Source organism: Tabrizicola fusiformis (genome assembly GCF_013328815.1).
Taxonomy (GTDB): domain Bacteria; phylum Pseudomonadota; class Alphaproteobacteria; order Rhodobacterales; family Rhodobacteraceae; genus Fuscibacter.
Genome location: NZ_JABUHN010000008.1, coordinates 89,308 through 102,233 on the forward strand (window position 1 = coordinate 89,308; position 12,926 = coordinate 102,233).

General features: G+C 64.4%; 15 protein-coding genes. 6 read left to right on the top strand and 9 right to left on the bottom strand.

Annotated features, from left to right (window positions below):
- The first annotated feature begins 17 nt into the window (after positions 1 to 17).
- The 3 genes from HS053_RS14005 to HS053_RS14015 are packed head-to-tail and all read left to right on the top strand — an operon-like array spanning position 18 to position 4,123.
- On the top strand, positions 18 to 1,007 hold the full coding sequence (locus HS053_RS14005) for a glycosyltransferase family 2 protein (RefSeq protein ID WP_174211880.1): 990 nt from the start codon (positions 18 to 20) through the stop codon (positions 1,005 to 1,007).
- Entirely contained in the window at positions 1,004 to 2,707 is a 1,704-nt protein-coding gene (locus HS053_RS14010) for a beta-1,6-N-acetylglucosaminyltransferase (protein ID WP_241699869.1), read from the top strand. The genes HS053_RS14005 and HS053_RS14010 overlap by 4 nt, the downstream gene beginning before the upstream one ends.
- Before the next feature lie 3 nt (positions 2,708 to 2,710).
- The gene (locus HS053_RS14015; protein WP_174211881.1) at positions 2,711 to 4,123 is read left to right on the top strand and encodes a nodulation protein NodH; all 1,413 of its coding nucleotides are present in this window, start codon (positions 2,711 to 2,713) and stop codon (positions 4,121 to 4,123) included.
- Here the strand turns inward: HS053_RS14015 and HS053_RS14020 are convergent.
- From HS053_RS14020 to HS053_RS14055, 8 genes are all read right to left on the bottom strand, one after another.
- Positions 4,111 to 4,575 carry a PTS sugar transporter subunit IIA gene (locus HS053_RS14020; protein ID WP_174211882.1) on the bottom strand — a complete coding sequence of 155 codons (465 nt, stop codon included), beginning with the start codon at positions 4,573 to 4,575 and terminating at the stop codon, positions 4,111 to 4,113. The two genes, HS053_RS14015 and HS053_RS14020, sit on opposite strands and share 13 nt — an antisense overlap.
- Positions 4,576 to 4,611: 36 nt before the next feature.
- Positions 4,612 to 5,187 (bottom strand): ribosome hibernation-promoting factor, HPF/YfiA family, encoded by a 576-nt coding sequence (gene hpf, locus HS053_RS14025; protein ID WP_174211883.1) that lies wholly within the window; start codon positions 5,185 to 5,187, stop codon positions 4,612 to 4,614.
- Between the two features lie 212 nt (positions 5,188 to 5,399).
- A complete protein-coding gene (lptB, locus tag HS053_RS14030; protein ID WP_174211884.1) occupies positions 5,400 to 6,152 on the bottom strand; it encodes an LPS export ABC transporter ATP-binding protein in 753 nt (250 codons plus the stop codon).
- Positions 6,152 to 6,646 carry a lipopolysaccharide transport periplasmic protein LptA gene (lptA, locus tag HS053_RS14035; protein ID WP_174211885.1) on the bottom strand — a complete coding sequence of 165 codons (495 nt, stop codon included), beginning with the start codon at positions 6,644 to 6,646 and terminating at the stop codon, positions 6,152 to 6,154. The genes lptB and lptA overlap by 1 nt, the downstream gene beginning before the upstream one ends.
- An 11-nt stretch (positions 6,647 to 6,657) precedes the next feature.
- Positions 6,658 to 7,260: a hypothetical protein gene (locus HS053_RS14040; RefSeq protein ID WP_174211886.1), complete on the bottom strand. Its 603-nt coding sequence runs from the start codon at positions 7,258 to 7,260 to the stop codon at positions 6,658 to 6,660.
- Between the two features lies 1 nt (position 7,261).
- Entirely contained in the window at positions 7,262 to 8,227 is a 966-nt protein-coding gene (locus tag HS053_RS14045; protein ID WP_174211887.1) for a KpsF/GutQ family sugar-phosphate isomerase, read from the bottom strand.
- Entirely contained in the window at positions 8,208 to 8,822 is a 615-nt protein-coding gene (locus tag HS053_RS14050; RefSeq protein ID WP_174211888.1) for a ribonuclease H-like domain-containing protein, read from the bottom strand. Before HS053_RS14050 ends, HS053_RS14045 begins: the two co-directional genes overlap by 20 nt.
- Before the next feature lie 117 nt (positions 8,823 to 8,939).
- Positions 8,940 to 9,587 carry a carbonic anhydrase gene (locus HS053_RS14055; protein WP_174211889.1) on the bottom strand — a complete coding sequence of 216 codons (648 nt, stop codon included), beginning with the start codon at positions 9,585 to 9,587 and terminating at the stop codon, positions 8,940 to 8,942.
- A gap of 142 nt (positions 9,588 to 9,729) precedes the next feature.
- Here HS053_RS14055 and HS053_RS14060 point away from each other — a divergent pair, with 142 nt between their 5' ends.
- The 3 genes from HS053_RS14060 to HS053_RS14070 all read left to right on the top strand — a co-directional run bounded on the left by HS053_RS14060 (position 9,730) and on the right by HS053_RS14070 (position 12,399).
- Positions 9,730 to 10,116, top strand: a complete 387-nt coding sequence (locus HS053_RS14060) for a hypothetical protein (protein ID WP_174211890.1) — start codon at positions 9,730 to 9,732, stop codon at positions 10,114 to 10,116.
- A gap of 78 nt (positions 10,117 to 10,194) precedes the next feature.
- Positions 10,195 to 11,580: a leucyl aminopeptidase family protein gene (locus tag HS053_RS14065; RefSeq protein WP_174211891.1), complete on the top strand. Its 1,386-nt coding sequence runs from the start codon at positions 10,195 to 10,197 to the stop codon at positions 11,578 to 11,580.
- Positions 11,581 to 12,399: a C40 family peptidase gene (locus HS053_RS14070; protein WP_174211892.1), complete on the top strand. Its 819-nt coding sequence runs from the start codon at positions 11,581 to 11,583 to the stop codon at positions 12,397 to 12,399.
- On the opposite strand, the gene HS053_RS14075 is transcribed toward HS053_RS14070, so the two are convergent.
- Positions 12,400 to 12,741, bottom strand: coding sequence for a DUF2794 domain-containing protein (locus HS053_RS14075; RefSeq protein ID WP_174211893.1), 342 nt, complete (start codon positions 12,739 to 12,741; stop codon positions 12,400 to 12,402). It abuts the gene before it with no gap.
- Between the last annotated feature and the right edge of the window lie 185 nt (positions 12,742 to 12,926).

The following is a 12,926-nucleotide window of genomic DNA, read 5'->3' on the forward strand; positions in this document are numbered from 1 at the left end:
GCGTTTTCTCGCGGTATATGTTGCGACTTGCCCGCAAACGGTGGCGGATCCGCGCTTTCCGCAAGCGGCGGGAACTGCGCCCGGTGACAGACCGGACCAATCTGATCCGCGGCGATCAGCTTTTGGTTTTCACCACCTTCCGCAACGAACGGGTCCGCCTGCCGCATTTCCTGCGCTACTACCGCGATATGGGCATCAACCATTTTCTTATGGTGGACAATGACAGCGACGATGGCGGGCGCGAATACCTTGCCGAACAGCCCGATGTCTCGCTCTGGACCACACCGGCCAGCTACAAAAGGTCGCGCTTCGGGGTGGACTGGCTGAACTGGCTGCAAATGAAATACGGCCATGGCCGCTGGTGCCTTGTTGTCGATCCCGACGAATTCTTTGTCTATCCGTTCTGCGACACCCGCCCACTGCGGGCGCTGACCGACTGGCTGGATGCCTCGTCGATCAAGTCGTTTTCGGCGATGCTCTTGGACATGTATCCCAAGGGGCCGTTCGATGCGCTGCCCTACAACGAAGGGCAAGACCCGTTCGAGATTGCCCCCTGGTTCGACAGCGGGAATTACACCATCACCCGCAACCACAAATACGGCAACCTGTGGATTCAGGGCGGGCCGCGAATGCGGATGTTCTTTGCCGATGCGCCCGAACGGGCGCCGGCGCTGAACAAGATTCCGCTGGTCAAATGGCACCGCGATTATGCCTATGTCAGCTCGACCCACATGCTTTTGCCGCGCGGCCTGAACCAGACCTATGACGAATGGGGCGGGGAAAAAGCGTCGGGCGTTCTGCTACATGCCAAATTCCTCGACACCTTCGCGCGCAAGGCCGAAGAGGAGATGGAGCGCAAACAGCACTACGCCAACAGCCACGAATACCGCGCCTATCGACTTGCCACCGCGGTGGAACCCGATCTCTGGTGCAAGTGGAGCGAGAAATACATCAACTGGCGCCAGCTTGAGATTCTCGGCCTCATGTCCAAGGGGAACTGGGCATGAAAAGCGGCACGCTGGGCTTTGTGATGCTGTGCCACACCGCGCTGGACCGCGCGGCGCAGGTGGCGCGTCACTGGGCCGAGCGGGATTGCCCGGTGGTGATCCATGTGGACAAGCGGGTGAAGCGGCGGGCGCATGACGGGCTGGTCAAGGCGCTGGGGGATCTGAAGAACGTGCGCTTCTCGGGGCGGCACGCCTGCGAATGGGGCACATGGGGCCTTGTGGCCGCCACGCAGGAAGCGTCCGAACTGATCCTGCGCGACTTTCCGGGGGTGCGGCATGTCTATCTTGCCTCCGGCTCTTGCCTGCCGCTGCGCCCGGTCGAAGAGTTGGTGCGCTATCTCGACGAACGGCCCAAGACCGATTTCATCGAAAGCGTGACCACCGAGGATGTGGGCTGGACCATCGGCGGGCTGGATGTCGAACGCTTCACCCTGCGCTTTCCGTTCAGTTGGCGCCGGCAACGGCGGCTGTTTGACGGTTACGTTCGCCTGCAGCGCCGCCTTGGCTTTCGCCGCCGCATTCCCACCGGCATCGTGCCGCATCTGGGCAGCCAGTGGTGGTGCCTGACGCGGCGCACCCTGTCGGCCATTCTGGACAACCCCGACCGCGAGGAAACCGATGCCTATTTTCGCCGGGTCTGGATCCCCGACGAAAGCTATTTCCAGACGCTGGTGCGGCAGGTGTCGGGCAATGTCGAAAGCCGCTCTCTTACCCTGTCCAAGTTCGATTTTCAGGGCAAGCCGCATATCTTCTATGACGATCACCTGCAAATCCTGCGGCGGTCCGATTGCTTTGTCGCGCGCAAGATCTGGCCGCACGCCGACAAGCTTTACCGCACCTTCCTGACCGACGACCACGCCAGCCAGACTGCCGAGCCTAACCCGGGCAAGATCGACCGCCTGTTCGCCAAGGCGATCGAACGGCGGACCAAGGGGCGCGCGGGGCTTTACATGCAGTCGCGCCATCCGAACGAGAATTGGGAAAACGGCCGCACCGCCGCGCCCTATTCGGTGTTCGAAGGCTTTGCCGATGTGTTCGAGAATTTTGAACTCTGGATGAGCAAGACCACCGGCACCCGGGTTCACGGCCATCTTTTCGCCCCGGGCAAGGTGGAATTCGCCGGTGGCGAGGCGGTCTATAACGGTGCGTTGTCCGACAATGCGATGCTGCGCGACTATAACCCGAAAAGCTTTCTGACCAATCTTCTGTGGAACACCCGGGGGGAGCGTCAGTGCTTTCAGCATGGCCCGGGCGATCTGCAGGCGCTGAACTGGTTCATGGCGGGCGATCCGAATGCGCAGATCTCGGTGATCTCGGGGGCATGGGCCATTCCGCTGTTCCGCTCGAACCGCAATTTCGGCGACATCCGCCGCGACGCCGCCGAGTTGCAGAAGATCGAGGCAGAGTTTCTGAATATCCTGCGCAGCCCCTGGGTCAAGGCGCGGGTCCGCACCTGGACGCTGGCCGAGTTTGTCGAGAACCCGATGGAGCCGTTGCAGACCATCGTTGACGAAATCAGCCCGCGCTCGATGCGGCGGCTGACCGAGGTGCCGCGGCTGACCGACCTGACCGGCTTTGGCCAATTCCTGCAAAACCTGCGCAATCAGGGAATGCAGCCGGTGCTGATGGGCGATTTCCCCGCCACGGGCGAATTGCGCCCAAGCAATCCGCGGCGTGGCCGCCCCTATCTGGTAAAGTGATCCATGGCCAAGGTGCCGTTTTCCAGCTTCGTCATCTTTGCCGAGATGCGGACAGGCTCCAACTTTCTTGAAGCCAATCTGAACGCCATTCCGGGCGTGAAATGCCATGGCGAGGCGTTCAACCCCTATTTCATCGGTGGCGAAGGCAAGCAGGAAATGCTGGGCGTCACCATCGAACAGCGCGGCGCCGATCCGCGCAGCCTGTTGCAGGCGATGAAGGCGCAGACGCCGGGCCTGTCCGGCTTTCGCTATTTCAACGACCATGACCCGCGGGTGTTCGACATTGTGGTCGATGACCCTGCCGTCGCCAAGGTGATCCTGACGCGCAACCATCTGGAAAGCTTCATCAGTTGGAAGATCGCCATGGAAAGTGACCAATGGTGGCTGGCCAATACCAAGCACCTGAAAACCGTGCGCCCGCGTTTTGAACTGGACCAGTTCGAGCGGCGGCTTGAGCATCTGCAACACTTCCAGCGCCGCCTGCTGCACCGGCTGCAAGCCACCGGGCAGACCGCCTTTTACATCGACTATGAGGATATCCTCGACATTGATGTGTTGAACGGGCTGGCGGGGTTTCTGGGTGTCGAAGGGCGGCTCAAGGCACTGGATTTCCGCTTCAAGAAGCAGAACCCCGAAGCGATCGAGGACAAGGTTTCAAACCCGGCGGAAATGCGCGAGGGGCTGAAGAAGATCGACTTCTTCGCGCTTGATCATACCCCGAACTTTGAGCCGCGCCGTGCCGGAACCGTCGCGCAATATCTGGCATCCGAGGTGAAGCCGCTCTTGTTCCTGCCGGTGAAATCGGCGCCCGAGGCGCGCATCCGCAAATGGCTGAATGCGATGGGGCCGGTCACGACGGGGATGGACCGCCAGACGCTGCGCCGCTGGCGTGAGGCGCATCCGGGGCAGCGCAGCTTTACCGTGATCCGCCACCCGCTGGCCCGCGCCCATGCCGCCTTTGCCGATTTCATCGAACGCGAATGGATGCCGGAACTGCGGCCCTATCTGAAACGGGTCCACAAGTATCAGCTTCCGGGCAAGGGCAAGGGCTATGCCAGCGTTGCCGAGTATCGGGAGGGGTTGCTGGTCTTTCTCGACATGATCAAGCACATCCTGAACGGGCGGACCGAGTTGAAGGTGCCGCCGCAACTTGCCACCCAAGGCGCCATTTTGCAGGGCTTTGCAGGGGTGCAGGGGCCGGATGTGATCCTGCGCGAAGAACGGCTGGCGGCGGGCGTCGCCTTTCTGGCCGCAGAAATCGGGCAGGAACTGCCGCCGCTGCCCGAGGCCGGGGACGCAGAACCCTTCGCCTTGCAAGACATCTACGGCCCGGATCTTGAAGCGGCCGCGCGGGGCGCCTACTGGCGCGACTACGCGGCCTATGGCTTTGCCGACTGGCGGCCTTACGCCGCCTGAGGGGCCCGCGCCTCGGTCAGGATGGCGTAAAGCTTGGCCGGGTCATTGTTGGCGCGCAGCTTGGCGCAGACGCCGGCATCGCGCATGGTCCGGCTGACCAAAGCCAGCGCCTTGAGATGGTCCACACCCGAATCCTTGGGTGCCAGCAGGCAGAAGGCCAGGTCGATCGGCTGACGGTCCACGCTTTCGTAATCCAGCGGCTTGTCGAGACGAACGAAGAGGCCGACGATTTTCGTCAGCCCCTCCAGCCGCGCATGGGGCAGGGCAATGCCGTTGCCGACGCCGGTCGGCCCCAGACTCTCCCGCTCCTGCAACCCGTCAAAGGCCGAAGCCGCGGCAATGCCATGGGCTTGAAAGGCGATCTCACCCAGCTCTTGGAAGAGCCGCTTCTTGCTGGTCATCTGTCCCAGGACGCGCACCGCGCCGGGGATCAGCAGCTTTGACAGATCCATCGCCTTACCTGTTCCTTTGACCCTGCCGCAGGGCCGTCATTTGCTGTTGCGCGGGTCGATCCAGCCGATGTTGCCGTCATCCCGACGATACACCACATTCACGCCGCCATGTCCTTCGTTCCGAAAGACCAGCATCCGCTGCCCCCCAAGCTCAAGCTGCATCACGGCTTCACCGACGGTGATCGAAGGAATCTTCGTCTCCATCTCGGCAACGACCACGGGTTGCAGGGCTTCGGTGTCGGCTTCGTCCGGCTCCTCGGTTGGCGCGAGGATATAGGACGCACCGGCGCCGAATTCAACGGGCTGCGGACGGTCGCGGTGATGGTTGCGCAAACGGCGCTTGTAGCGGCGAAGCTGCTTGTCCATCTTTTCGCGGCAGCTTTCAAAAGCGGCATAGATTTCAGTGGCATGGCCCTTGGCTTGGGCGTTCAGCCCGGTGGCCAGATGGATGACCGTCTCGCAGACGAACTCATGGGCCGAACGCGAGAACACGATCACGGCTTCGGTCGGACGCTGGGCATATTTCTCGACCACTTCGCCGAGTTCGGCCTTCACATGGGTCTGCAACGCCTCACCGATGTCGATCTGTTTGCCGCTGATCTGGTAGCGCATGATGCCTCCTCTACACGTCGCTTCTAGGGGCCCGGGAGGAACCCCGGGCCTGGGTTTTCCCATCGCTGGAAAGGGGTAGGCCCGCACAGTCACTAAGCGGCGGGGCCGGATCGCGGCCGCGGCAGAGGGGACAGGGCAGGGCGTGGTTCGCTCGCATCCCCTTCATTTGGGAACGGGTGCGGGCACTTGTCAACCGCCGCGTGACCGCAGGGTCAAATGATGCGGAAATTCTCGCCGAGGTAGACGCGGCGGACCATTTCGTCTTTCACGATCTCATCCGTGGTGCCGGCTTTCAGCACAACACCGTCGTGCAAGATATAGGCGCGATCCACGATATCGAGCGTCTCGCGCACGTTGTGATCGGTGATCAGCACGCCGATTCCCCGGCTTTTCAGATCGTGGACAAGATGGCGGATTTCGCCCACCGCAATCGGGTCCACCCCGGCAAAGGGTTCATCCAGCAACAGGTATTTCGGGTCCGCCGCCAGACAGCGGGCGATTTCCACCCGCCGCCGCTCCCCTCCTGACAGGGCCAGCGCGGGCGCACGGCGCAGATGGGTGATGGAAAACTCGGACAGCAGTTCCTCAAGCCGCTCGCGCCGCTTGTGGCGGTCCGGCTCGCGGATTTCCAGAACCGACAGGATGTTGTCCTCGACCGAAAGCCCCCGGAAGATCGAGACCTCCTGCGGCAGATAGCCGATGCCCAGCCGGGCGCGGCGATACATCGGCAGCGCGGTCACATCGCGCCCGTCGATCATCACCTGCCCACCTTCGGGCATGATCAGCCCGGCAATGGCGTAAAAGGTCGTGGTCTTGCCGCAGCCGTTGGGGCCGAGAAGCGCCACCACCTCGCCCCGGTTCAACTGGATCGTGACATCACGGATCACCGGACGGCGCTTGTAGCTTTTGCGCAGGTTGCGGATCGACAGGCCCGCATCGCCCTCGGTCACGGTCAGGCCGGGCATCAGTTGCCTCCGGGGACGAAGGTGGTGGTGACGCCGCCTTCCATCCGCCCGGTGCCCGATTTCAGGTCGATCACCAGCTTTTGCCCGCGGATCGCCGCCTGCCCTTGGGTCAAGAGAACCGAGCCGGTCATCACCACCTCGCCCGTGTCGATGGTATAGACCGCTTCCGAAGCTTCCGCGGCATCGGTCGCATTGACCAGAAGCACCTTGCCCTTGGCATGAAGCCGGGCGATCTTGCCGGCCTCTTTGGCATATTCCACCCGCACTTCATCGGCGGAAAGCCGCATCTCGCCCTGCACCACCAGAACATTGCCGGTAAAGCTGGCCTGACCGCTGACCTGATCGACGGCGAGCGTATCTGCCTTCACCTCGACAGGAAGCGAGGTATCGGCCTTCAGCCCGCCAAAGGTCACGCCCATTTCCTGCGCCGGGGCAATCACCGCCGAAAGTCCAAGGGCAAGGCCGAAAATCAGCGCCATCAATCGGTTCGACATCGAAATACCTGTCATTGCTTCGGCTGGTATAGCAGCCGCACCTCGCCGTTGAAAACCAGAAGATAGCTGTTGTCACCCGCGCCGCGGTCCAGCCGCAGGGCATTTGCCGTCAACTGCCCCAAAGGCCCCTGCGCGCTGACCATTCCGCGGCTTTCCAGCCATGTCCGGTCCAGCGCGAGGGCAAAGCCATCGGATTGGATCACATAGCCCGCCGAGGACCGCAGCTCGACCCCGCCGGACAGTTCGAGCTGGTGCGCCGCATTGTCGATCCGGGCGCCCATCGCGGCAATCTCGGTGCGGGCGCCGTCGGCGGTTGCAAGCTGTCCCTGCAGGCCGCTGGCGCTGCCGCCACCGGCTTCGGGCCGCGCCTCGGCCGCGGTCAGGGTCAGTGCCGCACCATCCGGTGTCATGCCGGAATAACCGGCCTCGGTCATCCGGGGTTCGCGCAGGCGATCTTCGACATCGACCTGCGCATAGGGAATCGCATCCTCGGGGTCGATCCCGCGCGAAAACAGGAACAGCGTGGACAGGATCGCCAAAGCCACCAGCGGCAGCGCCACCTTCAGCACCGCGACAAGGCGCGAGTGCAGATTGTCGGCGGTGCCGCGCGCCATCTCAGACCACCCCGGCGCGCAGGCAGTCGTGGATATGCACGATGCCCAACGCCTGCCCGGGCCGGGCCGGATCCACCACGAAAAGGCAGGTGATCTTGCGGTCGTTCATCAGGGCAACGGCGGTTTCGGCCAGCGCGTCGGGCGCCACGGTGCGCGGGCCCCGCGTCATCACATCGCCCGCGGTCAGGGACAAAAGGCCGTCCATATGCCGCCGCAGGTCGCCGTCGGTGATGATGCCTTGCAGCGCGCCATCCGCCCCCGTCACCCCCACCACACCAAAGCCCTTGCGGCTGATCTCCAAGAGCGCATCGCCCATCGGCGCCGTGGCGGCAATCAGCGGCAATTCGCTGTGCATCAGGTCACGCACCTTCATCAGCCGCGCGCCCAGCTTGCCGCCGGGGTGATACATGCGGAAATGTTCCGGCGTGAAGGCGCGATGCTCCATCAGCGCCACCGCCAGCGCATCGCCCAGCGCCAGCGTCATCGTGGTCGAGGTGGTCGGCACGATGCCCGTTTCACAGGCTTCGGGCGCGGGCGGCAAGAGCAGCACGACCTCGGCCTGCCGCGCCAGCGAGCTTTCGGCCCGGGCAGTGATGGCGATGGTCGGAATGCGGAAGCGCCGGGTATGGGCGATGATGTCGGCCAGTTCCGTCGTCTCGCCCGAGTTGGAAATCAACAGCGCCACATCGCCGCCCATCACCATGCCCAGATCGCCATGGCTGGCCTCGGCGGGGTGGACGAAATGCGCGGGCGTGCCGGTGCTGGCAAAGGTCGCGGCGATCTTGCGGGCGATATGGCCCGACTTGCCCATGCCCGAGACGATCACCCGTCCCTCGGCCCCCAGAAGCATCTGCACCGCCTCACCAAAGCTCTCGCCAAGGCTGTCGCCCAGAAGGCCCAGCGCCTCGGCCTCGCGCGCAAGCACGCGGCGGCCAGTGGCAAGGAAATCAGTGGTGGAAGAGGTCATTCGGCTCGTCCCATCCCAGAAGGTCCAGTTCGGCCCGCGCCGGAAGGAAGTCAAAACACTGTTGCGCCAGCGCCAGCCGCCCTTCGCGCACGAGGATCGGCTCAAGCGCCTCTTTCAGCTTGTGCAGATACAGCACATCCGAAGCGGCATAGTCCTTTTGCGCCTCGGTCAGGGTGGCCTGCCCCCAATCGCTGGTCTGCTGTGCCTTGGAAACGTCAACGCCGACATATTCCATCAGCAGATATTTCAGCCCGTGGCGGTCGGTATAGGTGCGGATCAGCTTCGAAGCGATCTTGGTACACCAGACCGGCGCGGTCCGCACGCCGAAGGCTTTTTGCAGCGCGGCCACATCGAAGCGGCCAAAATGGAACAGTTTCAGAACCTTGGGGTCGGTCAGCATCCGTTGCAGGTTCGGTGCGGCGGTCTGGCCACGGGCGATCTGCACCAGATGGGCATTGCCGTCGCCCGAGGAAAGCTGCACCAGACACAGCCGGTCGCGGCGCGGGTCAAGGCCCATGGTCTCGGTGTCGATGGCGACGACGGGACCAAGGTCCAGACCGTCGGGCAGGTCATTCTGATGCAGGAAATTGGCCACTTGGGGTTCCGTCGCTGAGGGGTGCCGTCTCGATAGACCCGCCGGGGGGCGGGGGTCAACCGCGACGCGGCGCAAGCGCCCGGGCCAAGGCGCCGCGCCGCCGACGGCCGGCCCCCCTTAAACCGGAACGAAGCCGCCGCGCTGCGGGTCGTAATGTTCCAGCGTGCCTTCGCCGGTGTTGTTCCACAGCCCATGCAGCGTCAGCCGGTCGCCCGCCACCGCTTCGGCAAGGAAGGGGAAGCTCATCAGGTTTTCAAGGCTGACCAGCACCGCCTCTTTCTCAAGCGCCTGAAGGATGGCGTCGTCGGGCAGATGCGCCACCCGCTCGAACCCGGGTTTCAGAATGTCCATCCAGCGCCCGACAAAGCTGGTCTTTTCCTCAAGCTGCGGCGCATGGCCCCGGCACATGTCATGGCAGCCCTTGACCCCGCCGCAGTTGGAATGGCCCAGCACCACGATATGCGCCACGCCCAGCGAGGTGACGGCATATTCCACCGCCGCCGAGGTGCCGTGATATTCGCCGTCCGGGTTGTAGGGCGGCACAAGATTGGCGACGTTGCGGTGGATGAAGAACTCCCCCTCATCCGCGCCGAAAATCGAGGTGACATGCACCCGGCTGTCGCAGCAGGAAATCACCATGGCGCGCGGATGCTGCCCGCTTTCGGCCAGACGGCGATACCATGCCTTGTTGTCCTGATAGGTCGTGGCCCGCCAGCCGTGGAACCGGCTGATCAGATAGTTGGGCAGGGGGCGAGCATAATCCATCGTCTTCATCCCTTGGCTGACACGGCCCTGATCTAGGCTGCAATCGCAGAAAATTCGAGAGGTTTCTTGCCGAGGCCGCAACCTTTTCTTCAGCCTGATCCCGCAAGCTGACCCCGGGTGTGAGGCGTATGGGGTGAGAGATATGGCGATGAATGTGGTGGCCCTCCGGCCAAAGGAATGCGTGCGCCAGGACGCCGAGCCGATTGCGGCCATCTACCGCAATCTGGGCACGGCTTCGGCCGAACAGGTCGTGACGCGCGAGTTGGGGGAACTGGCGCTGACCATGGCCGGTCTGGCGCAGCAGGTGCGCACGCATCAGATACAGGATTTGTCCCGCCAGTTGCGCCAGTTGCAGCGCATGGCCGAGGCGCTGGGGCTGGTCAGTCTGGGGCTGGTCGCGGCGGATGTCCGCACCTGTCTGGAACGGGCGGATGTCACAGCCTTCTCCGCCGTCTGGTCACGGCTGCTGCGGATCGCCGAACGGTCACTGGCGCCGGACAAGAGCCTGCTGGACCAGACGTTCAGTTGAGGGGGCGGTTGTTGGGGCAGCCCCCTTGCAGGCCGCGCGGTGTAAGGTAGGTTTCGGGCAACCGAGGAAGGATGCCCCATGACCCCCGCTTTCGCCGATCCCGCCGCCCCGACCCGTCCGCTGCATCTGCTGCGGGCCGAGGGGCTGGCGGATTTTCTCGCCTCGCAACCGCCCGCCACCGCTGCCTGGCTGACCGCCACCGGCTTTCAGGCGGGCGCGGGCGAGGTGCGGCTGATCCCCGGTGCTTCGGGGGAGGTGGCGGGGGCCGTGGCGGGGTTGGGCAATGCCAAGGCCCGCGCCCGGGGCCGCTTCGCCGTGGCCAAGGCCGCTGCCGGGCTGCCCGAGGGGGACTGGCATCTGGAGGGCGATCTTTCGCACGAAGACAAGGCCGAGGCGGCGCTGGCCTTCCTGCTGCAAAGCTATCGCTTTGACCGCTACCGCCCGGGCAAGACCGCACCCGCCCTGCATCTGCGCGCGCCCGAAGGCATTGATGCCGAGCGAATTGCAGCCATGGCCGAGGGGGAGTTTCTGACCCGCGACCTGATCAACACCCCCGCGCTGGACCTTGGCCCGGCGGAACTGGAGGCGGCCTTCCTTGCCCTTGCCGCCCGCTTTGGCGCCCAGACCAATGTAATCCGGGGTGATGATCTGCTGACGCAGAACTTTCCGATGATCCATGCCGTGGGCCGCGCCTCGCCCCGCGCGCCGCGCCTGCTGGAAATGCGCTGGGGCAGCGAAGGGCCGCTTCTGACGCTGGTCGGCAAGGGGGTATGTTTTGACACCGGGGGGCTGAACATCAAGCCTTCCTCGGGCATGTTGCTGATGAAGAAGGACATGGGGGGTGCGGCGACGGTCCTCGGTCTGGCGCTGATGATCATGCGGCTGGGCCTGCCCCTGCGGCTGCGGGTGCTGGTCCCGGCGGTGGAAAACGTGATCGCGGGCGATGCGCAGCGGCCCAAGGACATCCTGATCAGCCGCAAGGGCCTGACGGTGGAAGTGAACGACACCGATGCCGAGGGGCGGCTGGTCTTGGGTGATGCGCTGGCCTATGCCTGCGAGGAACCCTGCGATGTGCTGATCTCGATGGCCACGCTGACCGGTGCGGCGCGGATCGCGGTGGGGCCGGATCTGGCCCCCTATTACACCGATGATGAGGCGATGGCGGCCGCGCTGGAAGAGGGCGCAAGGGCGGGCTTCGATCCGGTCTGGCGCCTGCCGTTCTGGACGCCCTATGAGCATATCATCGAGCCGGGCATCGCCGATCTGGACAATGCCCCCGGCTGGGGCTTTGCCGGCTCGGTGACGGCGGCCCTCTTCCTGCGCCGCTTTGTCGAGGGGCCGCGTTACATGCATTTCGACATCTATGGTCACAGCCCCGCCGACCTGCCCGGCCGTCCCAAGGGCGGTGTGGGTCAGGGCGCCCGAGCCATCCTCGACGGCCTGCCTGCGATGCTGGGGCTTTAGATGGACCGCCGCCTGACACCCGCCACCCCGCGCATTGCCCATATCTCGCTGCAGGGCCGCATTGCGGCACCCGCCTTTACCGAAGGTGAAACCCTGCGCCTGTCGCAACCGCTTGCCGATCTGCTGCGCGCGCCCGGCGGGGCGCGGGAGCGACAGTTGCTCTTGGGCGAAAGCTTCACGGTGATTGACCGCGAAGACGGTCACGCCTTCGGTTTTGCGGTGAAAGACGGCTATTGCGGCTGGCTGCCCGAAGCGGCGCTGGCCGATACGCCGCGGCCCAGCCATTGGGTCGCCACCCCCGCCACCCATCTTTACCCTGAACCGCGGGTTCAGGCGCCGGAACTCGCCGCTCTTAGCCTTGGCGCGCGGCTGGCGGTTCTGGGCACCGCCGGCAAATGGGCCGAGACGACGCAGGGTTTTGTCCCCGCCAGCCATCTGCGCCCCTTGGGCGACTGGCTGGCAGACCCGGTTTCGGTGGCGGAAAGCCTGCTTGGCACGCCCTATCTCTGGGGCGGCAACAGCCGGGCGGGAATCGACTGTTCCGGGCTGGCGCAACTGGCCTTTGGCGCCTGCGGCATTGGCCTTGCGGGCGACAGCGACCTGCAGGAAACGGCGGGAACCGCGCTGGATGAGGATGCCACGCTGCAACGCGGCGACCTGATCTTCTGGAAGGGGCATGTCGCCATTGTGGTGGATGGTGAAACCCTGATCCACGCCAACGGGCACAGCATGTCGGTCGCGTATGAGGGGATTGCCGCCTGTATCGCCCGGGTTGAGGCGCAGGAAACCCGCCCGGTGACCGCGCGGCGGCGGCTGTAATCACTCGACCGGGCGGACCTTTTCCAGCACCCGCAGCACTGCGGCAAGGTCATGGCCGCGGCGCAGCACCTGCCCTTCGCTGCCAATCACCGCATAGATGCCCTGCCGGTTGCGCAGGCTGGGCCGTTTTTCGATGCGGTAAAGCGGCACTTCGGCGGTGCGGCGGAAAATGGCGAAAACCGCCACATCCCGCAGGGCCGAGATGCCATAATCACGCCATTCGCCCGCCGCGACCATCCGGCCATACAGCGACAGGATCACTGCCAGCTCCTGACGATGGAAACTGACCTGCTCGGACAGGGGCTCGGGGCGGGGGAAGGGTGTCGGCGTCTGAACCGTCATGGGAAAAGTTTATCCCCTTCGTTTCATTTGGCAAGCCCCGGTTGTGGCCTCTGTGGATTGCCAAATTTCTGCCGCGAAATGACCCCCGCTTGACCTTACGGCAACCCCGCGCCCGCCCGGTTCCCGCGCGAGGATGGGTCAGTAGCCAGTGCGTGGCCGGTGCCGGTCGCAAGCCCCCTGAGCGG